Source organism: Rubrimonas cliftonensis, from assembly GCF_900107585.1.
GTDB lineage: Bacteria > Pseudomonadota > Alphaproteobacteria > Rhodobacterales > Rhodobacteraceae > Rubrimonas > Rubrimonas cliftonensis.
Genome location: NZ_FNQM01000003.1, coordinates 544,756 through 565,561 on the forward strand (window position 1 = coordinate 544,756; position 20,806 = coordinate 565,561).

Annotated in this window: 26 protein-coding genes; 3 read left to right on the top strand and 23 right to left on the bottom strand. The window is 72.6% G+C overall.

Features of this window, described 5'->3' with window-relative positions:
• Positions 1-2: 2 nt before the first annotated feature.
• The 23 genes from BLW43_RS08030 to fabD form a co-directional block, all read right to left on the bottom strand.
• Positions 3-713, bottom strand: a complete 711-nt coding sequence (locus BLW43_RS08030; protein ID WP_093251429.1) for a DUF2793 domain-containing protein — start codon at positions 711-713, stop codon at positions 3-5.
• Positions 706-4,635, bottom strand: coding sequence for a baseplate multidomain protein megatron (locus BLW43_RS08035; protein ID WP_093251432.1), 3,930 nt, complete (start codon positions 4,633-4,635; stop codon positions 706-708). The genes BLW43_RS08030 and BLW43_RS08035 overlap by 8 nt, the downstream gene beginning before the upstream one ends.
• Positions 4,635-5,093 carry a C40 family peptidase gene (locus tag BLW43_RS08040; protein ID WP_093251435.1) on the bottom strand — a complete coding sequence of 153 codons (459 nt, stop codon included), beginning with the start codon at positions 5,091-5,093 and terminating at the stop codon, positions 4,635-4,637. Before BLW43_RS08040 ends, BLW43_RS08035 begins: the two co-directional genes overlap by 1 nt.
• Entirely contained in the window at positions 5,086-5,973 is an 888-nt protein-coding gene (locus BLW43_RS08045; RefSeq protein WP_093251437.1) for a DUF2163 domain-containing protein, read from the bottom strand. Before BLW43_RS08045 ends, BLW43_RS08040 begins: the two co-directional genes overlap by 8 nt.
• The gene (locus tag BLW43_RS08050; RefSeq protein WP_093251440.1) at positions 5,973-6,605 is read right to left on the bottom strand and encodes a DUF2460 domain-containing protein; all 633 of its coding nucleotides are present in this window, start codon (positions 6,603-6,605) and stop codon (positions 5,973-5,975) included. Before BLW43_RS08050 ends, BLW43_RS08045 begins: the two co-directional genes overlap by 1 nt.
• Before the next feature lie 23 nt (positions 6,606-6,628).
• On the bottom strand, positions 6,629-7,216 hold the full coding sequence (locus BLW43_RS23905; RefSeq protein WP_217632118.1) for a phage tail tape measure protein: 588 nt from the start codon (positions 7,214-7,216) through the stop codon (positions 6,629-6,631).
• Positions 7,213-7,437 (bottom strand): rcc01693 family protein, encoded by a 225-nt coding sequence (locus BLW43_RS08060; protein WP_217632119.1) that lies wholly within the window; start codon positions 7,435-7,437, stop codon positions 7,213-7,215. Before BLW43_RS08060 ends, BLW43_RS23905 begins: the two co-directional genes overlap by 4 nt.
• Positions 7,434-7,751 carry a gene transfer agent family protein gene (locus tag BLW43_RS08065; protein ID WP_093251442.1) on the bottom strand — a complete coding sequence of 106 codons (318 nt, stop codon included), beginning with the start codon at positions 7,749-7,751 and terminating at the stop codon, positions 7,434-7,436. Before BLW43_RS08065 ends, BLW43_RS08060 begins: the two co-directional genes overlap by 4 nt.
• A gap of 2 nt (positions 7,752-7,753) precedes the next feature.
• A complete protein-coding gene (locus BLW43_RS08070) occupies positions 7,754-8,167 on the bottom strand; it encodes a phage major tail protein, TP901-1 family (RefSeq protein WP_093251445.1) in 414 nt (137 codons plus the stop codon).
• A 49-nt stretch (positions 8,168-8,216) separates the two neighbouring features.
• Positions 8,217-8,639 (bottom strand): DUF3168 domain-containing protein, encoded by a 423-nt coding sequence (locus BLW43_RS08075; protein WP_175478807.1) that lies wholly within the window; start codon positions 8,637-8,639, stop codon positions 8,217-8,219.
• Positions 8,636-8,974, bottom strand: a complete 339-nt coding sequence (locus tag BLW43_RS08080; RefSeq protein ID WP_093251450.1) for a head-tail adaptor protein — start codon at positions 8,972-8,974, stop codon at positions 8,636-8,638. The genes BLW43_RS08075 and BLW43_RS08080 overlap by 4 nt, the downstream gene beginning before the upstream one ends.
• Positions 8,971-9,543 (bottom strand): head-tail connector protein, encoded by a 573-nt coding sequence (locus tag BLW43_RS08085; RefSeq protein ID WP_093251452.1) that lies wholly within the window; start codon positions 9,541-9,543, stop codon positions 8,971-8,973. The genes BLW43_RS08080 and BLW43_RS08085 overlap by 4 nt, the downstream gene beginning before the upstream one ends.
• Before the next feature lie 156 nt (positions 9,544-9,699).
• Entirely contained in the window at positions 9,700-10,884 is a 1,185-nt protein-coding gene (locus BLW43_RS08090; protein ID WP_093251455.1) for a phage major capsid protein, read from the bottom strand.
• A gap of 34 nt (positions 10,885-10,918) precedes the next feature.
• Positions 10,919-11,503 (bottom strand): HK97 family phage prohead protease, encoded by a 585-nt coding sequence (locus BLW43_RS08095; protein ID WP_425441169.1) that lies wholly within the window; start codon positions 11,501-11,503, stop codon positions 10,919-10,921.
• Between the two features lie 29 nt (positions 11,504-11,532).
• On the bottom strand, positions 11,533-11,709 hold the full coding sequence (locus BLW43_RS23445; protein ID WP_175478808.1) for a hypothetical protein: 177 nt from the start codon (positions 11,707-11,709) through the stop codon (positions 11,533-11,535).
• On the bottom strand, positions 11,706-12,884 hold the full coding sequence (locus BLW43_RS08100) for a phage portal protein (RefSeq protein WP_093251458.1): 1,179 nt from the start codon (positions 12,882-12,884) through the stop codon (positions 11,706-11,708). The genes BLW43_RS23445 and BLW43_RS08100 overlap by 4 nt, the downstream gene beginning before the upstream one ends.
• A 77-nt stretch (positions 12,885-12,961) precedes the next feature.
• The gene (locus tag BLW43_RS08105; protein ID WP_093251460.1) at positions 12,962-14,323 is read right to left on the bottom strand and encodes a DNA-packaging protein; all 1,362 of its coding nucleotides are present in this window, start codon (positions 14,321-14,323) and stop codon (positions 12,962-12,964) included.
• On the bottom strand, positions 14,220-14,588 hold the full coding sequence (locus BLW43_RS23450; protein WP_175478809.1) for a hypothetical protein: 369 nt from the start codon (positions 14,586-14,588) through the stop codon (positions 14,220-14,222). Before BLW43_RS23450 ends, BLW43_RS08105 begins: the two co-directional genes overlap by 104 nt.
• A 106-nt stretch (positions 14,589-14,694) precedes the next feature.
• Complete coding sequence (gene mltG, locus BLW43_RS08115) at positions 14,695-15,687, bottom strand: endolytic transglycosylase MltG (protein WP_093251465.1); 993 nt, start codon at positions 15,685-15,687, stop codon at positions 14,695-14,697.
• A gap of 10 nt (positions 15,688-15,697) precedes the next feature.
• A complete protein-coding gene (gene fabF, locus BLW43_RS08120) occupies positions 15,698-16,960 on the bottom strand; it encodes a beta-ketoacyl-ACP synthase II (protein ID WP_093251475.1) in 1,263 nt (420 codons plus the stop codon).
• 102 nt (positions 16,961-17,062) lie between these two features.
• Positions 17,063-17,305 (bottom strand): acyl carrier protein, encoded by a 243-nt coding sequence (locus BLW43_RS08125; protein WP_093251477.1) that lies wholly within the window; start codon positions 17,303-17,305, stop codon positions 17,063-17,065.
• Positions 17,306-17,486: 181 nt separating this feature from the next.
• Positions 17,487-18,224: a 3-oxoacyl-[acyl-carrier-protein] reductase gene (gene fabG, locus BLW43_RS08130; RefSeq protein WP_093251480.1), complete on the bottom strand. Its 738-nt coding sequence runs from the start codon at positions 18,222-18,224 to the stop codon at positions 17,487-17,489.
• A gap of 25 nt (positions 18,225-18,249) precedes the next feature.
• Entirely contained in the window at positions 18,250-19,194 is a 945-nt protein-coding gene (gene fabD / locus BLW43_RS08135) for an ACP S-malonyltransferase (protein ID WP_093251703.1), read from the bottom strand.
• 209 nt (positions 19,195-19,403) lie between these two features.
• Between fabD and rpsF the strand changes: the two genes are divergently transcribed.
• The 3 genes from rpsF to rplI are packed head-to-tail and all read left to right on the top strand — an operon-like array spanning position 19,404 to position 20,675.
• Positions 19,404-19,790 (top strand): 30S ribosomal protein S6, encoded by a 387-nt coding sequence (gene rpsF, locus BLW43_RS08140; protein WP_093251482.1) that lies wholly within the window; start codon positions 19,404-19,406, stop codon positions 19,788-19,790.
• 17 nt (positions 19,791-19,807) lie between these two features.
• The gene (rpsR, locus tag BLW43_RS08145) at positions 19,808-20,035 is read left to right on the top strand and encodes a 30S ribosomal protein S18 (protein WP_093251485.1); all 228 of its coding nucleotides are present in this window, start codon (positions 19,808-19,810) and stop codon (positions 20,033-20,035) included.
• Between the two features lie 13 nt (positions 20,036-20,048).
• Positions 20,049-20,675, top strand: coding sequence for a 50S ribosomal protein L9 (gene rplI, locus BLW43_RS08150; RefSeq protein ID WP_093251487.1), 627 nt, complete (start codon positions 20,049-20,051; stop codon positions 20,673-20,675).
• Positions 20,676-20,806: the final 131 nt, after the last annotated feature.

Here is a 20,806-nt window from a genome sequence, read left to right on the forward strand (position 1 = left end):
GCTCAGACCGGCCGCGGCGGCGTCAGCGTCAGCAGATGCGCGCAGAGCCGCACGACGCCGCGCTCGAACGCGCCTCCCTCCGCCGCCAGCAGCAGCGCGGTGGGGCCGTAGTAGGCCACCGGCGCGCCGGTCACGCCTGCAGCATGGGCGTTGAGCCCGACGCCATAACCCGAGCCGTAGCGATCCGGAGACCCTTCGACGCCGAGCCGCCAGCCGGTGAGCCCGGGCCCCTCCAGCGGCGCGATCACGCGGGCGGTCACGCCAAGCACGATGGCCTTGTCCGGGATGAAAGTCGCCGTCAGCGAAACCACGCCGCCGGTAACGGCGTGATCGAGCGTCGCCGCGCGCAGCGAGGCCCCTGCGCCGAAGGCCCCCTCGCCCGTCGCCGCCGCCCAACCGTCGCCGTCATGAACCACTTCGGCGGCCTCGTCGGCGACGAAGAGCCGCCTCCCGAGCTCGGCGTCGGCGAAGACCCACCCGCCATTGTCAAACAGCGCAAGACGCCCGTCGTGGCCCGCCCAGGCGCCCGAGGCGCCGTCGGCGGGAATGTAGAGGTCGCCCTCCAGCGCCGGGGGCGCCGCGGCGAGCGTGCGGCTCAGCGCCGTCGCGGCAGAGAAGCCCTCCAGCCGCGTCAGCGCGGCGTTGACCGTCACATGCTTCTGGGCCTGCCCGGCCTCCAGCAGCGTGAGGCCCAGTCTCCGCGTATCAGACATCGATCAATACCCTCCGTTCCCAACCTGGGCCGACCGTGGCGGAAAGTTGCGCGACGGAGACCGTCAGCGCCCCCTCCGCCGTCCCGCCACGCGCCGCATCGGCCGCCTGCTCCGCAGTTCCGTAGCGCCACGCGGGCGCCGTCACGTCCGTCTGCCGCACCACCGCGCCGCCGATGCGCGCGGTCACGCGATAGCGCTCGGCTTCTTCGCCCACAGGCGGCTCCACGACGCCCCAGGCGTCTCCGCCAAGCCGCGCCCGCCGCACCCACGAGATTGCAAGCGCGCCGTCCGCCTCTCGCATCGCCGCCAGATGCGCAGGCGCCCATGGGCGCAGACCGAGCCCCGCCGGCGTGAACTCCACCACCCGGTGAGCGGCGCTTTCCGGCGGCAGATGCGCCGGCCCGGCGATCAGCCGGAGCGGCGCGCCGAGCGAAGAAGCCGCGATCGGCAGCCGCCCCACCGCCCCGTCCAGCAGCACCAGGCGCGCCCCCGCGCCCGCCGGAGCGGCGAGCGCCGCTTCCGAACCAGCCTGCCCCCGCAGCAATCCGGTGAGGCGCCACCGCCGCGGCGCGATCAGTTCGGCGCCGGCGAACTGCAGCGCCTCCCACGATCCGTCGTCATGCCGCAGCGCCGCGCGATTGCCGCCGCCAAGCACGCCCTCCGCCGCAAGCGCCGTCAGCGCGCCGCCGAACAACTCGACCTCCAGCGCGGCGCCCGCCCAACGTGCGGGCGCCGCGTCCGGCGCCACCTGAGCGAGAGCGCCCATCGTCGCGGGTCTGTCGAGCAGGATCGCCGGCGCCGCCGCGCCATCGCCGCCGTCGCGCCATACGGCGACCGGCCCGGGCCACGGCGCCGCGAAACAGGCGATCGAGAGCGCCAGGTCCGTCTGGTCAGGCGCCGGCGCCTCGAACACCGCCAGTTCGACCGGTTCGCGCGCGGGCGGTTGCGGCGGCCTGACCGTCCGGGCCGGCGCCCTCGCGCGCCGGAGCGCCGCCGCATCCACCCGGCGGGCCGTCATCGCCCGCGAGGCTCCGGCGGCTCCTTCGATCACACGGTCGATGCGCATCGGAACCGGCCCGCGGCCCGTCTCGACCAGCGCCACGTCGCCAGCCTCCAGCGCGAGCGAGGAGGGCGGCAGCACGAAGCGCGCCTCCTCGGCCGCCGCATGGGCGCCGTGCAGCAGGCGTTCCGCGGCGTCCTGCGCCGCCTCGCCCGCCAGGGCGAGGCCGAGATCGGCCGCCTCCACCCGGCGGGCGGGGCCGGGCCCGAGCCGCGCCTCCGCCACCGCCGCCTCATAGGCGCCGTCCCCCGCGTGATAGGCGACCCGCACCGCGTCGGGCGCGGACTGGGCCGGCGAGCGCGTCAGCGCGAAGGCGGCGCCGTCGCCGTCGGCCGCGCAGCCGTCCGGCGCGACCGCCGCCGCGGCCGTTGCGCCGCGTGGGATGAAGCGCAGCCCGTCGCCGTTCTCCACCATGTCGAAACCGAACGCGACCATGAGCGGCTGAAGCGCCGCCCGCGCGGTCTGCGTCGCCTCCTGCAACGCCCCGTCCAGAACGTCGTGCAGCCCGGCGACGTCGACCGAGGCGACCCCGGCCTCACCGCAGATCTCCGCCACGGTCTCGGCCAGACCGGCGCCGCCGAGCCGCCCCGTGATCCAGTGGCCCAGACGGTGGTTCGCACCGTCCGACCAGACCGACAGGCGCTGCGGGAAATCGGGCCACGGGCGCAGATCCCATGTCCAGACATAGGCCCGAGCAGGGTCCACCATCGGCCCGCCATAGACCGGCGACACCGGGTTGCGCCCGGCGTCCTCCCAATAGCCCAGCGCCGCCTGAAGGTAGCGCCGCTGCATCGCCTCGTCGCGCGCGCCGCTGGAGAAGTGCGGCAGGGCGCTCTCGGAAGATTTCGGGTCCACGAAGACGTTCGGCTGGTTGGCGCCCTTGTCGACCGCCGGGCATCCGATCTCGGTGAACCAGAACGGCTTGGACATCGGAACCCACGCCGTCGGGCTCGCGCTGCGCACGCCGCCGATGCGGTCATGGTGCCGGCGCGACCACCAGTTGCGGATGTCCTTGAAGCGGAACATCCAGGGCTCGTCATGTGCGCCGTCGGTTATCGGGCTGCGTCGCTGGGCCGCGCGATCGGCGTCCGTCGCATAATACCAGTCGAAGCCCTCGCCGCCCTCAACCTGACTGCGCAGATAGGCCAGCGAATGCCCCGAGCCGGCTGCGGCGTCGAGGTGGCCGTCGCCGTCGCGCCAGTCGGCGAGCGGCATGTAGTTGTCGACGCCGACGAAATCGATCGCCGGATCGGCCCAGAGCGGGTCGAGATGGAACGCCGCGTCGCCGCTTCCGTCCGCCGGCTGGTGCCCGAAATACTCCGACCAGTCCGCCGCATAGCCGATCTTCGTCGTCGGCCCGAGGATGGCGCGCACGTCAGCCGCCAGCGCGCGCAGCGCCGCCACCGCCGGATAGACGCCAGGCCCGGACCGGATCCAGGTGAGCCCGCGCAGCTCGGAGCCGATGCAGAAGGCCTCCACGCCCCCCGCCGCCGCGCAGAGATGCGCATAGTGCAGGATGAACCGTCGCAGCCCCCATTCCTCCGGCCCGTGATAGCTCACGGCGTCGCCCGCGACGCTGAAATCGGAGACCCGCGCCGCGCCGAAGAACGCCGCGACCTGAGCCTCGGCGGCGGTCGTCCGGTCCACGCTTCCCGGCAGACCCGGCGCGACGTCGAGCGTGATGCGCCCGCGCCATGGATAGGCGGGCTGCTCGCCGCCATGGGGGTTCGGCCGGCCGGAACCGGGCGGCACGTCCATCAGGATGAACGGGTAGAACATCGCGCTGATCCCGCGCCGCTTCATCTCCCGCAGCGTGGCCGCAACGCCGTCGTCGGAGGGCGTGCCGCCGAACACCGGCCGCCCGTCGCGCTGGCCCACCAGCGCCGCCGAAGCCCGGTCGGCCCCGCCCGCGCGCCAGGCGACCGGCTCGGTGAGCTTGTCGCGCGTCTCGACGCCGGGGCGGATGCGGCACTGGCCGCAGCGCAGGTCGTCGCCGAACCACGACACCACCAGCGAGGCCGCGCCGCAGGCCGGCGCCTCCTCCTGAAGCTGGTCGAAGGCGGCAAGCGCGTCGGCGCGCTCCGCGAGGCCGTTGACGTTCTCCGTCACCGACGCGCCGGGCCCGATGCGCCGGCGCACCGGCTCAAGGTTCAGCGAGAACTCGCCCGAGCCCGGCGACAGCGCCACGGCGCGCACGAGCTGCGAGAGCGGCGGCGCGATCTCGTCCGACAGTCCCGCCGGCGCCTTCGGCTGGCGGAACACCTCGACGTTGAACTGCGGCACGCGGTTGCCGAAACGGCCAAGGTCGAGATCCTCGAACACGACATAGGCGGTCCCGCGATAGGCCGGCGCCGCGCCCTCGATCGCCTCGATCAGCGGGTCGGGCGCCTGATCCTCCGTCCCGCGATGCAGGCGGTGCTCCACGAGGCTGATGTCAAGCAGCGCGCCGTCGGCCCAGACCCGCCCGATGCGCTCGACCGGCCCCTCGCAGAGCGCCACCGCGAGCGAGACGCTGTAGCGATGGCTGCGCACCGCCGGCGCGCCGCCCTTGCCGCCGCCGCCCGTGCTCGTCTCCTCCCGGAAGCGCGACGCCCAGACAACCTGTCCGCCGACGCGCATCCGGCCATAGACGCGGGGGATCGGCGCGCCCTCGCGGCCGCTCATCACGCGAAACTGCGCGACGCGCCCGGTGTCGACCGCCGCGGCCCCGTCGCCAAGGATGCGCTGGTCGATCACGCCGCCCAGCACGCCCCCCGCCGCGCGGCCGAGCACCGCCCCCGCGCCGGCGAGACCGGCGCCGAGCGCCGCGCCCGCCGCCGACCCCGCCGCCGCGCCCGCCGCGGCCAGAACAAGCGTCGCCATCACACATCCTCCGGAAATCGGAACGCCGCCGCGACGCGCCCGCGCCAGGCAGGGCCCAGCGCGGACTCCACGACGCCGCGCCGGGAGTAGGCGTGGATCAGGGTCGCCCCCCGCTCGGGGCGGAACGCCAGCACGCCGACATGCTCGGCCGCCATACCCGGCCGCATCCGGATCAACGCGACGTCGCCGCCCAGCGCCGCCCCGGCCGCAACCGTCTCCATCCGCGCGGCGAGCCCGCGCCAGAGGCGTTCGTCGACGCCCTGGGCCGCGTGCAACCGATGGAACGGACCAGCCGCCTCCGCGGGCTCCCAGCCATGGAGCGTCCGCCACACGCCCCTGAGCAGGCCGAGGCAGTCCGCCCCGGCGCCCTGCGCGCTTGCGCCCGGCACATAGGGCGTGCCGATCCAGGCGCGCGCGGCTGCGACGGCGCGCGCGCCTGCCGCGGCCACGTCAGCCATGCCGCGAGCCTCCGTCATGCGCTGCGCCCGGCGCCGGACTGGCCGCGATCCAGTCGTCGCCCGGCATGTGCGGGAATCCGCGGAAGTTCATCGCCGCGCGGAACTTCTCGCCGCAGGTCGCGAAGCGCTTGTCGCAACCCGCCGTCGCAACGAAGGCGTCGCCTCGGGCGACGGGCGCCCCGGGCGTGCGCGCCAGCGTCAGCAGCCGGGCGCCCTGCGCCGTCGCGTCGTCGCGAACGGCCACGGCTTCCCCCGCGTTCGCGCCGCCGGTCCAGCGCAGGACGCCATGGGCGAACCAGCCCGGCGCGAAATCGTCGAGCCCCGTCACGCGCAGCCCTCGCGCGTCGAACTCATCTGCGACGCCGGCGCCCTCCATGCCGGGGGCGCCAAGGTCCACCCCACAGCGCGCATCGCCAAGCGCCGCGTCGCACGCGCCGAGATAGGCGCGCCCCAGCGGCCGGTTCAGCGCCGAAGCCGGGCCCAGCGCCTCCGCCAGGAAGCCGCCCTTCTCAGTCGTGATCTCGCCGAGCGTCCCCTCGAACAGCTTCACCCTCTGCGCGGGAGCGGCCCAGTTGACCCGCCAGCGCGTCAGCCCGGCGCCGTCGAAACGGCCCTGCGCGACGTCGCGCGCGTCGATCGCGTCCGAGCGCAGGGCGCCGGCGACCTCGAAATTGCCCGCAGCCATGCCCGTCACGGCCTCCGCCGCGCTGGCGGAGAGCGCCGTCTCCGGGAGAAAGCGCATGCCGTCGAACGCCACCGCCTCATCGTGATCCGTGAAGCCCAGCAGCAGCCCGTCGCGCCGACGCAGCAGCCAGCAGTCGCAGAGCGTCGTGGCGCCGGAGGCCAGATGCGCGGCCAGCGCGGGGTCCAGGCGGCGCATCAGACGCGCACCTCGACCACCGGCGCCGACGGGATCGCGCCCGCCTCGAACGCCGCGAGATTCACCTCCAGCCGATCGGTCTCGAACCGCACCGGCACGTCGAAGGCGAAGCCCGCCGTCACGGCGGCGCCGGGCGCGGGCGCAGCGGCGAGCGCCACGATCCCCGTCGTCGCGTCCACCGTGAAGTCCACGCCCTCCGCCAGCTCGGTCCCGTCGACCGCCAAGCGCACCGAACCCGCGACGGGCTTGGCGATCGGCCGCGCATAAAGCGCCGGGCCTGAGACGTAGCTCTTCACGAGCTGGAACGCCGTCAGCACCCCGTCGCCGACGCCAAGCGCGCAGTCCACCGGCGTCGGCGTCTGCGATGGCGGGCAGGACTTGTGGTCGGCCCAGTCCTTCCAGCGAAAGCCGTAGAGGCGCCCGCGCCGCGCCTCGAAGAAGGCCAGCACCGCATGCACGTCGTCGAGCCGGCGCAGCCCGAGGCCGGCGTCGTAGCGACGGCGCGCGTGGGCCCAGGTCGCGTTGCGCTCCTCATGGCCGCTCGCCAGCGTCACGATCTCGGTGCGCCGCTCGGGCCCCCCGGTCGCGCCGAGCGAGATCGCCGCCGGAAACCGCACTTCGTGAAAGTTCATCGCCCCGTCTCCCCTGTCGGCCTTCAGAGCCCGCGCCGTCCGCGCGCCACCGCGCGCGCCAGCTCCGCCGCGACCTGCGGGCCGGAGCGGCGGAAGCCGTCGACGTCGGGCGTGGTCACGTTCATCGTCACATGCACGCCGCCGCCGCCCCGCACCCCGAGCCGGCCGTCGGCCGCGCGCGCCAGCGGCAGGATCGCCTCGGGCCCCGCCTCGCCCATCACCCCCGCGCCGCCGGCCATCGGGAAGGCCGTCGCGCCCTCGACTACACCGCCCTTGGCGAAGGCGCGCACGCCGGCGCCGGCGCCGGAGATCGCCCCGCCGAGCCCGTGGATCAGCGAGCCGGTCAGCGCGCCGACGCCGTCGCCGACCGCCCGGCGCAGCGGGTCGACCGCCGCGCGCAGGCCGTCGCGCGCCATGTCCTGCGCGAAGCGACGCGCGACCTCGCCGAAACCCGCGGCGCCGCGCGCGGCGTCCTCCAGCGAGCGGCGCAGGTTCAGCCCCACGGCGTTCGACAAGGCGCCGGCGGCCTGCTCGGCCGCCTCCAGCGCCTCGGCGGTCGCGCGAAGGCGGTCCGCGCCCGTCTCGTCCCGCCAGCTTTCGACGTCGCTCATGTCGCGTCCTCCTGCTTCGCCGAAGCCGCGTCGGGAAACTGCGCCATCAGCGCCCGCAGCGACCCCGCGTCCGCCGCGCTGCGCCCGGTCCCGAAGGCGCCGGCGCAGGCGGCGCTCAACTCGCGGGGCGTCATCGCCCAGAAGGCCTCGGGCGGCAGCCGCAGCCGCCCGAGACCCGTCTCCATGAGGCCCCGCCAGTCGAGCCGGCGCGGCCCGGTCACGCGTGCGCCTCCGAGAAGGTCGCCGCGAGCAGCGCCAAGGCGGCTCGCGCCGCCGCCGCCGGGCCGCCGTCGAAGCGCATCGAGGCCACGTCCTCTGCGTTCACCGGCTCGCCGGCGCCGCGCAGCCCCGCGGTCAGCACCGCGATGGCGTCGCGCGCGCGCATCCCGCCGCGCTCAAGCCGGTCGACGAGGTCGACGAGGCCCTCGGCGCCCAGCCCGGCCTCCAGCTCAGCCAGCGCCCCCAGGGTCAGGCGCAGCGTGCGCGCCCGCCCGTCGACCGAGACCGACGCCTCGCCGCGTATCGGATTGGCCATGCTCAGAACGCCGTGAAGACCAGCGGCCCGGCCGATTCCAGGCTCACCGTGAACAGCGCCTCGGCGTCATGGTCGCCGGCGTATTCGAGCCGCGAGACCAGGAACGCCCCCTCGATGCGCCCGAAATCGGGGATCACGAGCTGGAACGGCGGCGTGGCGCCGTCGAAGAACACCGTGCGCAGCGCGGCGTCCGAGGCCGCGTCCTTGAACACGCCTGAGCCGCTGACGCTGGCCGACTGCACGCCCGCCCCCGCCAGCAACTCCCGCCAGCGACCGCTCGCCTCGGCGCTGGTGGCGTCGACCGCCGCTGCATTCAGCGACAGGCGCGTGGCGCGCAGCCCCGCGATGGTCTCGAAATCGCCCGAGCCTTGCGCGTCGAGCTTGATGAGAAGGTCCTTGCCGCGCTGGGCCGCCATGCTCCGCACTCCTTCGATGCCATGAAAATCCGCGCCGTCGAGACGCGCTTCAGCCGTCCTGCTCGATCGCGAAGCGGAAACGCAGGTCGATGCGCCGAAGCCCCGCACGGGCGATCAGCCGGGTCCGCGCGCCGAGGAAGCGCGCCAGCGCCACGCGGCCGCGGCTCAGGATGAGCGGCCCGAGCGCCGCGTCGCAGACGGCGCCCGCGATGCGCTTCAGCCGCCCGAACCCCGCCTCCCCGGAAATCACCGAAATCGTCAGGACATGGGCCGCCCCGGCCATGTCGGCGTCGCCCCAGGCCTCGACGGTCTCCTCGCCGATCAGCAGGAAGGGCGCGGGGTCGGGCCCGAGCGCGTCCGCGTGCGGCGGCGCGTCATGGACGCCGCCATCCGCTTCGGCCGCGATGGTCGGCTGGTCGCCGAGCGCGGCGTAGAGCGCCTGCTGCAGCGGCCATGAAAAGGCGTAGGTCACAGCGGCGCTCCTTCCCGAAGCCAGACATGCAGATGCGCGTTGCGCGGGTCGGCCTCGGTCACGCCGAGGATGTCGAAGACCCGGCGGCCTTCCCTGAAGCGCTGCTGCGCCGTCGGTCGCGACGGGGCGTCGAACGGCGCCCAGCGCAGGGTCGCGCGGTGCGTGACGGCGCTCGCCTCCACCCCGCCGGCCACGCCTTCGCGCGCCGACGTCGACCGCAGCTCCGCCCAGTGGGCGCCGAGCGGCGTCCAGCCCAGCGTCGCGCCGCCGGCGCCGTCCTCCGCCCGCGTCGGGGCTTCGAGCGTCAGCAGTCGGTTGAGCAGCGGGGACTTCACAGCCGCACCGGCAGATAGGGCGCGATCAGCGCGTTGACGGTCGCGGGCACCGCGCCGCCCGGCGCGCCGCCCGCGTCGAACCAGGACGCGCCGAGGATCACCGCGGCCTGTCTCAGATCCTGCGGCGCGTCGCTCCAGACCTCGCCGTAGCCAGCGCGGTAGCGCGCCTCCACATGCCCCTCCGCGGGGATGGCCGGCAGCCGCCGCCCGGCGCGGGCGCGCAGATGCGGCCTGCCGCGCAGCGTCTCCAGCCGCCAGGCGTCGACCGGAACGTCGCCCCTGCCGCCGTCCTCGGCCACCACCGCCAGACCGTCGACCGAGATCACCGGTCCGACCGGCAGAACCAGAGTGTCGCCGTCGTCCCAGGCGGACTTGCATAGCGTCGCCGTCCGCGCCAGCAGCAGGCGGCGCGTGCGCTCCTCGACGACCTGCGTCGCGGCCGAGAGCAGCCGCTCCAGCTGCGCCCGACGATCCGCGTCGTCGTCGAACCCGACCGGCAACCGCAGATGGCGGGAGAGGTCGGCCACCGCCTCGCTCGACACGGCGGGGCCGATGATCTCGATACCCATATCCGCTCCTTTCGTGAAACCGCATGGCGCCGGGCTCGCCAGAATCGTCCGGCGCGCGCCCCTGCCCGATCTGTGGGCGCGCGCCGCAGCCCGGCGCGCGCCGGTCTCCGCGCGCCGGTCCTCTTCTTCTCAGCCGTCCGCGGACGGCGCAGGCTTTCAGGAGACGCCGAACTTCAGCAGTCGGATCGCGGCGGTGTCGGTGACGTCGCCGCCGACGCGGGCGGAGGCGAAGAACTGCACATGCGGCTTGGCGGTGTAGGGGTCGCGCAGGATGCGCACGTCGGGCCGCTCCGCGATGGTGTAGCCGGCGCGGAAGTCGCCGAACGCGATGGCGAAGGCGTCGGCCGCGATGTCGGGCATGTCCTCGACAGTCAGCACCGGATAGCCCATCAGCCGCGCCGGCTGATCGCCCGAGACGCCCTCGGCCCACAGGAAGCGGCCCTCGGCGTCCTTCATCTTGCGCACGGCGCCGGCGGTCTTGGAGTTCATCGCGAACACGGCGTTCTGGCGATAGCGGGCGCCGAGGCTGTACACGAGATCCACCAGCGCGTCGGCGGGGTCGGTCGGGTCGAAGGCGCCCGCCGCGCCGGTGGCGATGTAGCCGAGCGCGCCCAGCACCCAGGCGTCGGCCGGCGTCGTCGGGTAGGTCAGGAACCCGCGCGGCTTGTCGACGCCGTCGCCCGAGGTGAACGCGGCGTTCTCGGCGCGAGAGAAGGTGTCCGCGATGCGCTCCGCCAGCCAGCCCTCGATGTCGAAGGCGCTGTCGTCCAGCAGGCGCTGGGACGCCCGCGGCATCGCCGCCAGCTCATGCAGCGGGATGGAGATCTTCGTGATCTGCCCCGCGTCGGTCTCGGCCGGCGACGCGCCCTCGGCCAGCCATGCGCTGGCCATGCCGGTGGCGTCGATCAGCACTTCGAAGCTGCCCGCCTCGACCTGGGCCACCGTCGCGACCGAGCGGAGCGAGCCGGCGCCGCGCAGGATCGAGCCGATGCGCCCGGCGGTCTCCTGATCGACGAGGTAGCCGCCCTCGGCGGCGACCGCCGTCGACAGGCCCTTGCGCTCGACGGTCAGGCCGCGCAGGCCGCTCTCGTCGCCGTTGCGCAGATAGTCGCCGATGGCCTTGCGATGCGGCGTCGCGTCCGCGGCGGCGGCGGCGAGCGCGGGGCGCTGGCCGGGCTTGCGGTCGATCATCGAAATGCGGTCGTCCTGGGTTTTCATCTTGGCCTCAATCTTTTCCTGAAATGACTTGAGGTCACGCACCAGGGCGCTCACCTCTGCCTTCGCTTCCCGGATGGCGCCGGTCGCGGCGCCGCCGTCCTCGATCGAATGCGTCTCGCTCATCAAAAACACCTTCTCTGAAACACCGAAGAAACAGTCAGATCACGCTGCGCGCCTCCCGCAGCGCCTCGGTCAAGAGGCGGGCGGCTGCCGCCTCGCCGCCGTCGCTCAGCTGGAGACCGGCGGTCGCTCGGGCCTGCGGCAGCATCGGGAACGTCACGAGCGACACTTCCCAGAGATCGATCTCCAGCAGCCGACGGCCCCCGCCTTGTCGTTTTTCGGCGCGGATGACGCGGTAGCCGATCGACAGCCCGTCGATGGCGCCCGCGCTCAGCAGCGCCGCCGCCTCCGCGCCGCGCCGCACATCCGGCAGCAGTCGCCCGGAGACGCGCAGGCCGCGGTCGTCCTCGCCCAGCGCGTTCCAAACCCCGATCGGCTGCATCGGATCGTGCTGCCACAGCAGCTTCACCGAGGTTCCCCGCCGCTGAAGCGACGCCGCGAACGCGCCGGGGGCGACTTCGTCGCCACCCTCGTCGATGACGCCGAACAGGCTGGCGTATCCCTCGATCAGGCCCGGCTCGGCGTCGGAGCGGCGTCCGAGCGCACAGAACTTCATCTCCAGCGCGGCGCCCGCGCCGGGAGAAGACGGGCCCTCGCCGACCGAGCGCATGTCGTTTTTCATCTTGCTCGCTCCTATCCGCGCGTCGCCCGTCACAAACGACGCTGGTGCTGGTTGACGAGACGCGTCACCGCGTCGAGGCGGGTCTGCAGCGCCCGCCAGCGCCTGCCGATGACCCGCAGTTCGGAGAGTCGACGCGCCGAAGCCGCCTCGTAGCTCTCCGCTTCGGGGCCGGTGGCCCGCGCGCCCGTAGAGAGTCGATCCTTCATGTCCGGACCTCCCTCGGAGGAAGCCCCAGGAGCCGGCGCTTTTCGTCCGCGTCCAGGAAGTCCGCTTTTGCGATCCGGTTCCATTGCGCATCCCTTTCGTCGGAGAGGGCCGGAACACGGTCGAGATCCGGCTCCGCCCGCACGGCGCCGCCCCAGCGCCACCCCAGCCACCCCGAAAGGGCGCTGGCGGTCCGGCGGGCGAGCGGCGTCACCGCCTGGCGGAAGAAGGCGCGGTTGGCCTCCTGATAGTTCGCGTAGGTGTTGTCGCCCGGCAGGCCGAGCAGCAGCGGCGGCACGCCGAAGGCGAGCGCAATCTCGCGCGCGGCGGCGTTGCGCGTCTCGAGAAACTCCATCTCCGCGGGGCTGAAGCCCATCGGCTTCCAGTCCAGCCCGCCTTCCAGCAGCATCGGCCGTCCGGCGTTGCGCGCGCCCTGGTGGTTGGCCTCGAGCTCCTCCACCAGTCGCCCGTACTGCTCCTCGGTCAGCGTCCCGGCGCCGTCGGCGCCGCGATAGACGACCGCGCCCGACGGACGGGCTGCGTTGTCGAGCAGCGCCTTGTTCCAGCGCGCGGCCTCGTTGTGGATGTCGATGGCCGCCGCCGCGCTCTCCAGCGGCGACATGCCGTAATGGTCGTTCAAGGGGTGGAACGAGCGCAGATGCAGCATCGGCGGCGCGTCGCACGTCATGGCGAAGCGGTGCGCTGTGGCGCCGACCCTGTATTCATAGGCCTCCGGCCATCCGTCGGCGCCTGGCACCACCCTCACGCGGTCTGGCCGCAGCACATGGAGTTCGGCCGGGGCGCCGCGCGCGTCGCAGTTCGCCGCCTCAAGATAGGCGTTGCCGGAAAGCTGCAGATGTCCGTAGGTCGCCTCGAGCAGCGCCGCGCCGTCCTGCCCCGGATTGGGGCTCTGGAGCAGCGTGATCATCGGGTGGTCGGCAAGCTCGCGCCCGCCTTCGACGAAGCGCAGAGGCACGGCGGCCGCCGCCTCTGCGATCATGCGCACGCAGCGGAAGCCGATGACGTTGCCGGCGTAGCCGGCGCGTGTCAGCGATACCGTGTCGCGAGGGGTCCATGCGGCGCGGCCTGGCCCATTGATCACGGTCATGGCCCCCACCGCCGAGGCCTTCTGTTCGCGCGCATGCTTTCGCCACGCGCCGAAAATGCCGAACGCCATCAGCGTCTCCCATGGTTGCATCCGTGGCGCCGACGCCGCCCTCGCGGCCTCGTCGGCGCGGCTTCCAGAGCCCTTCTTCAGAGCCGCCGAACCCGCGGCGCGCCCTCAGGCTCATGCATCAGCGCGACCACCGCCCAGACGAGGGCGTCGACACGGTCGGGGCTTGGCCCCGGTCCGCCAAAGGCGCACAGTTCATCTTCAAGCGCGGGGTGGCAGCCCACATGGCGCACGCGCCCCTGTTCGTAGAGCAGCGACACCGGCTCCGCCCGCGCCGCCTTCCCGGTCGTCGCCCGCACGGTAGAGACCGGCGCGACTGGATCGATGCGCCGGATCATCTCCGCCACGAGATCGCCGCCCTGATTGACCTCCGCGACGATGCGCGAGGCGCAGTAGCTCCGGGCCGCCTCGGCGACCAGCGCCGCCCACGCCGCCGGGGCAAGCCCCTGGGCGGAGCGGTCGGCGAGCACATAGCAGGCGTCCCCCGCCCTGCCGGCAACCACGATCCCGCAGGCGTCGGAACCGGCGTGGCTCGTCACCGGCGGATCGACGCCGATCACCACCCGATCCATCGCCGGCGCCCTTGCGACGCGGTGCCGCTCGATGCCTGCGCGGGTGAACATCGCGCCTGGCCGCTCCGTGAGCAGTTCGCCGTCGAGCTCCTGCCGGCCCTGGGCCGTCCCGCGATAGCGACTTGTTATCTTCTCCAGAAAGTCCCTGGCCAGGTAGGCCCGGTTCGCCGCCGTCGGCGCGGTCGTCGCAACCGTCGACGGATCTTCAAGAATGCGCCGCAGCAGCGCGCTGTCGCGCGGCGTCGTCGTCACCACCTGTCTCGGCCGCGTCCCGAGGCGCAGGCCGAACTGAAGCATGTCCCATGCCTGCTGGCCGCGGCGCCACTTCGCCAGCTCGTCGGACCAGGCGCAGTCGAACTGCGGGCCGCGCAGCGACTCCGGATCAGCCGCGGAAAACAGCTGAGCCTCCGCGCCGTTGGCCCAGACCAGCCGCCGCCGCGTCGCGACATAGTCCGGCCTGCGATCCGGCGGCGTGCAGGTCATGATCCCGCTGTCGCCGAACACCATGACGTCGCGCGCCTGCGCCCAGGTCTCCGCCACCAGCGCCGCCCGCTTCGCACGGCCCGGCGCCGTCGGCGTCGCGCCCTCCATCTGGGCGCGCAGCCACTCCGCGCCCGCCCGCGTCTTGCCCGCGCCGCGCCCGCCCATGGCCACCCAGGTCGTCCACTCGCCTTCCGGCGCGAGCTGGTGGTCCGGATGCGCCCAAACCTCGAACAGATAGGGCAGCGCAGCCTGCGCGTTGGCGCTCAGTCCGCGAATGAAGGCGTCACGTTGACTGCGCTCCAGCGAGGCCAGCGAGTCGGCGAGCGACCTCAGCCCGCGCGGCGTCGAGGTCGATGGCGCGCTCGCTGGCGCGCTGCACGCCGACATGGCGCCGCAAGAGCTTGGCTTCATAATCGAGCACCATCAATACAGCCTTCTGATGCGCGCGGATCACGCCCATCTCGTCGGGATCGAGAGGACGCCGCCCTTCCTCGTTGCGAAGATGCATGATCACCGCAGTCAGAGTGGTGGCGAGTTCCTCGTAGATTGCGCAGGCGTGCTGTAGCGCCTTTCGGGCCGCGCGCTGCGCGTCTGGGGATTTCGCCACGCCGCACCTCGCGAAAAATACACTCGAGAAAATCCGCCGGTTCACTCACTCTCCCCGGCGTCGGGAATCAAATTCCATGGCAATGCTTGATCTTCTATCGGAAAGCGATCCGGCTGTCAAGCATTTTACATTTTTTTACTTTAAATACTAATTAGTTACCAGAAGAACCCCGGGAACGCTCGATCGCCCGCCACGCCGCGACATTGCGATTGTGCTCCTGAAGCGTCCGGGCGAACGCATGGCCACCGGTCCCGTCCGCCACGAAAAAGAGCGCATCGGTATCTTCTGGCCGCGCGGCCGCCATCAGCGAGGCCTCGCCCGGATTGGCGATCGGCGTCGGCGGCAGACCGTCGATCGTGTAGGTGTTCCAGGGCGTCGGCGTCTGGATGTCGCTCCGCGTCAGCGGCCGCTCCAGCGGCCCGCGCCCCTCGGTGATCCCGTAGATGATCGTCGGGTCGGACTGGAGGCGCATCCCGCGCTCCAGCCGGTTGTGGAACACGCCTGCGACCAGTCCGCGCTCCGCCGCGACGCCCGTCTCCTTCTCGACGATCGAAGCCAGCGTCACGAGATCGAGCGGGTTCTCGAGCCTCAGCCCGGGATCACGCGCCTCCCACGCGGCGGCGACCCGCCGCGTCTGGAGATCCTTCATGCGCTGCAGGGTGGCCGCCCTGCTGTCGCCGCGCTGGATCGCATAGGTGTCTGGGGCCAGCGCGCCTTCCGGCGGCGTCTCGTCGATCTCGCCGCTCAGCAGCGGCTCCGCCCGGAGCAGCGCCACGACCTCCCCGGAGGTCAGACCCTCCGCGACGGTCAGCGAGTACTGCACCGTCCGCCCGCTCGTCAGGATGTCGAGCAGCCCCGCCATCGAGGCGCCGGCCGGAATGTCGTATTCGCCGAACCGCAGGGCCTCGTCCTGGCCGCGATACCGCGCCGCCAGCCGGAACAGCGTCGGCGACCCGATCATGCCCGCCTCGGCCAATCGATCCGACACCTGCGACAGCGAGGCCCCGCGCGCCACGGTGAAGCGCGCGGGCTCGGCCAGCGGCCCTACCGCCTCCACCTGACGCATCGCATAGCCGATCATGCCCGCCGCCACGACGCCCAGCACGATCAGCAGCGTCAGCGCGTTCGCCGCGACGCTGCGCATGCGGCGGCCCTCAGGGCGCCCGGCCGAGCACCAGCGAGGCGTTGGTGCCGCCGAAACCGAAGGAATTGGAGAGCGCCACGTCGATTCTCCTTTGGCGCGGCTGATGCGGCGCGAGGTCGATCGGCGTCTCCACCGAAGGGTTGTCGAGATTGAGCGTCGGCGGGGCGATCTGGTCGCGGAGGGCCAGGGCGCAGAAGATCGCCTCGATCGCGCCCGCGGCGCCGAGCAGGTGGCCGGTCGAGGACTTCGTTGAGGACATCGTGACCGACGCGGCGTGGTTTCCGAGCATCCGCGCCACCGCCTGCAGCTCGATCTCGTCGCCCATCGGCGTCGAGGTGCCATGCGCGTTGACATAGTCGATGTCGGAGGCGTCGAGGCCGGCGCTCTTCAGCGCCGCGCGCATCGAGCGGTATCCGCCGTCGCCGTCCGGCGCGGGAGACGTGATGTGATAGGCGTCTCCAGACATGCCGTAGCCGAGCACCTCGGCGTAGATCTTCGCGCCCCGCGCGCGCGCATGGTCGTATTCCTCGAGGACGACCACGCCCGCGCCCTCGCCCATCACGAAGCCGTCGCGATCCCGGTCATAGGGCCGCGACGCCTTATCCGGCGCCTCGTTGAACCTCGTGGAGAGCGCCTTGCAGGCGGAGAACCCCGCGATGGAGAGCTCGCAGATCGGCGCCTCCGCGCCTCCCGCGACCATCACCTCCGCCTCGCCGGCGCGGATGATCCGCGCGGCGTCCCCGATGGCGTGCGCGCCGGTGGAGCAGGCCGTCACCACCGCGTGATTGGGGCCCTTGAAGCCGTACTTGATCGAGACCTGCCCGGAGCAGAGGTTGATCAGGGCGGCGGGAATGAAGAACGGCGAGATGCGCCGCGGCCCGCGCTCCTTCAGCGTGATCGCACCCTCGGCGATGGTCTCGATCCCGCCGATGCCGGAGCCGATCATCACGCCCGTGCGCTCCTGCGCCGCCTCGTCGGTCGGCGTCCAGCCGGCGTCGGCGATGGCCTGATCCGCCGCGACCATCGCATAGACGATGAAGCGGTCGAGCTTGCGGCGTTCGCGGGACGGCATCCAGTCCTCGGGCGTGAAGCCGCCCTCTGCGGTCGGTCCGAACGGGATCTCGCAGGCGATCTTGCAGGGCAGGTGCCGGGCGTCGAAATACCTGACCGCGGCGGCCCCGGAAGCGCCGTTCAGCAGCCGGCTCCAGGTCTCCTCGACCCCGCAGGCGAGGGGCGTCAGGGCGCCGACGCCGGTTATCACGACCCGTTTCATGGAAGCACTCCGGTTGCCCGCGGCGCGTCGCGGCGCCGGTGGGGCGGGCGGCGGCGGGCGCGACGCGCCGGAGGCGGCCAGGCCGCCTCCGCCCGGCAGAAATCAGGCGTTCGCCGCGTTCTCAGAGATGAACTTCACCGCGTCGCCGAACGTCTGGATGGTCTCCGCTGCGTCGTCGGGGATCTCGATCCCGAACTCCTCCTCGAAAGCCATCACCAGTTCGACCGTGTCGAGGCTGTCGGCGCCCAGATCGTCGATGAAGCTCGCGCCCTCCACGACCTTCTCCTCATCGACGCCAAGATGGTCGACGACGATCTTCTTAACCCGGTCAGCGATATCGCTCATGGTCCAGTCCCTCATTGTATGAGCCGCAGCGGCCCAGTGTTAACCTCTGTCCGCGCCGCGGCGGCCCGTGACCCGCCTGCTGACGACGACGCTTTCCCGACGCCGGCGGCCTTGACCCGGCGGTTGCTTAGCACACCCCCAAGACGCGGCAAATACGCCGGGACGCCTTGAGAACACCCACTCAGATCATCGCCATCCCGCCGTTCACATGCAGCGTCTGGCCGGTCACATAGCGCGCCTCGTCGCTCGAAAGATAGACGACCGCCGCGGCGATCTCCTCGGGTGACCCCATGCGGCCCGCGGGAATCGCCGAGAGCAGCCTGTCCTTCTGCGCGTCCGCAAGATCGGCCGTCATAGCGGTCTCGATGAAGCCCGGCGCGACGCAGTTCACCGTCACCCCGCGGGAGGCCACCTCGGCGGCGAGCGACTTCGACATGCCGACGAGGCCGGCCTTGCTGGCGGCGTAGTTGCCCTGCCCCGGATTGCCCGTCGTCCCCACGATCGAGGTGATGGAGACCATCCGCCCCCAGCGCGCCTTCATCATGCCGCGCAGGCAGCCGCGCGCCAGCCGGAAGGCGGCGGTGAGATTGACGGCTATCACCGCGTCCCACTCCGCGTCGCTCATGCGCATGAAGAGGTTGTCGCGCGTCACGCCGGCGTTGTTCACCAGAATGTCGACGCCGCCCATCGCATCGGCCGCGGCCTTCGGCAGCGCGTCCACCGACGCCGGGTCGGAGAGGTCGCAGGGCGTCACGTGAACGCGGTCGCCGAGTTCGTCGGCGAGCGCCTGCAGCGCGTCCGCCCGGCGCGCGGCCAGCGCGAGCGTCGCGCCCTGCGCATGGAGCGCGCGCGCCGCCGCGGCGCCGATGCCGCCGGATGCGCCCGTCACCAGCGCGCGCCGTCCCGTCAGATCGAACATTCAGTCCCTCCCATCAGGCGGCCCGTCAGGCGGACATGGCCGCAGCCGCCGCGGCGACATCCTCCGGCGAACTCACCGACGTCGCGCCGAGGCTGCGTTCGATGCGTCGCGCCAGCCCGCTCAGAACCTTGCCGGCGCCGATCTCCACGAGTTCGGTGACGCCCCGCCCCGCCATCCACGCGACGCTCTCGCGCCAGCGCACCATGCCCGTCACCTGCTCGACCAGCAGCGCGCGGATGCGGTCGGGATCGTCCACCGCCTCGGCCGAAACGTTGCTCACCAGCGCGGGCTTCGGCGCCAAGACCTCGGCGCGGCCGAGCGCCTCGCGCATCGCGTCCGCGGCCGGGGACATCAGGGCGCAGTGGAAAGGCGCCGAGACGCTCAGCATGATCGCGCGCCTCGCGCCGCGCTCGCCGGCCAGCGCCACGGCCCGCTCCACCGCCTCGCGATGTCCCGAGACCACGACCTGCCCCGGCGCGTTGTCGTTGGCCGCCTCGCACACCGCCCCCTGCGCGGCGTCGGCCGCCACGGCCTGCGCGGCGGCGAGCTCCAGACCCAGCAGCGCAGCCATCGCGCCGACGCCCACCGGCGTCGCCGCCTGCATCGCCGCGCCGCGCAGCCGCAGAAGCCGCGCGGCGTCCGCAATCGACAGCGCCCCTGCGGCGCAGAGCGCGGAATACTCCCCGAGGGAATGGCCGGCGACGAAGGCCGCGTCGCGCGAGACGACGACGCCCTCCGCCTCCAGCGCCCGCAGCGCCGCCATCGACGTCGCCATGAGCGCGGGCTGGGCGTTGGCCGTGAGCGCGAGCGCCTCCTCCGGGCCGTCCCACATGACCGCGCTCAGACGCTCGCCAAGCGCGTCGTCGACCTCGTCGAACACCGCCCGCGCCGCCGGACAGGCCTCCGCCAGCGCGCGGCCCATCCCGACCGACTGGCTGCCCTGCCCGGGGAACACGAAGGCGCGCGACATCATTACCTCTGGGTTGCGGGAGAGAGCGGCCCACATAACAACGCGAACGCCCCTGTCAAGCGCCGCCGCGCCTTCGCTGTTGCGTCCTGCGGTCATTCAGGGCATAGGGCGCGTCTCCCGAGACCAGACATCGCGTCGCCTCTCGAGTGCGGGCCCGGGAGGGCTCAGTCGCCCGCACGATGAAGCGCGCCAGAGATACGAGGATTGCGATGGCGCTCTATGAGCACGTCTTCATCGCGCGGCAGGACCTGACCAACGCTCAGGCCGAAGCGCTGATCGAACATTTCGGCCAGGTGCTGAAGGACAACGGCGGCGACGTCTCCGGGTTCGAGTACTGGGGCCTGCGCTCCATGGCCTACAAGATCAACAAGAACCGCAAGGGACACTACCTCTACGTCAAGTCCGACGCGCCCTCGACCGCGGTCGAGGAGATGGAGCGCCTGATGCGCCTGCATGACGACATCATGCGCATCCTCACCGTGCGCGTCGAAGCGCATGAAGAGGGTGAAAGCGCCGTGGTGCGCTCCAAGAACCAGCGCGACGACCGAGGCGGCCGGGGCGGCCGCGGCGGTCGCGGCGGCCGGCGCGACGATTGATCGGAGAGGATTGACCCATGGCCAAGAAACCGTTTTTCCGCCGCCGCAAGTCCTGCCCGTTCTCGGGCGAGGGCGCGCCGGTCATCGACTACAAGGACGTGAAGCTGCTGCAGCGCTACGTCTCCGAGCGCGGCAAGATCGTGCCGAGCCGCATCACCGCCGTCTCGGCGAAGAAGCAGCGTGAGCTGGCCCGCGCCATCAAGCGCGCCCGCTTCCTCGCGCTCCTGCCCTACGCCGTGAACTGAGGAGGCCCCCGCAATGCAAGTGGTTCTTCTTGAGCGCGTCGAGCGCCTCGGCCAGATCGGCGACATCGTCACCGTCCGCGCCGGCTTCGGCCGCAACTTCCTGCTGCCGCAGGGCAAGGCGCTGCGCGCGACCAAGGCCAACATGGTCCGCTTCGAAGAGCAGCGCGCCCAGCTCGAGGCGCGCAACCTCGAATTGAAGCGCGAGGCCGAGGCCGTCGCGGCGAAGCTCGACGGCCAGATCTTCGTTGTCATCCGGCAGGCGTCTGACGGCGGCGCGCTCTACGGCTCCGTCACCGCGCGCGACGCCGCCGACGCCGCGACCGCGGGCGGCTTCTCGCTCGACCGCGGCCAGGTCCGCCTCGACCGCCCGGTGAAGGATCTCGGCCTGCACCCGATGCGTGTCGTGCTGCACCCGGAGGTCTCCGCGACCATCCGCGTCAACGTCGCCCGCACCGCCGAGGAAGCCGAGCTCCAGGCCGCCGGCAAGACGGTCGCGGAACTGCGCGCCGAGGCCGAGGCCGCCGAGCAGGCGGACTTCGACGTTCAGCGCCTGTTCGAGACCGACGACGAGGAAGAGGCCGGCGCCCGCGCCGCCCCCGCCGGCATGGAAGTCATCGACGGCGACGACGACCGCCGCTGAGCCACGGCCGGCCGATCCAGGGGGCCGCGGCGCTTGGGCGTCGCGGCCCCGTTTCGTTGCGCCTTGAAAACGCGGGGCCTTTGCGATCCATCCCCGTTATTCACAGGCCCGACATGAATTAGACAAATGTT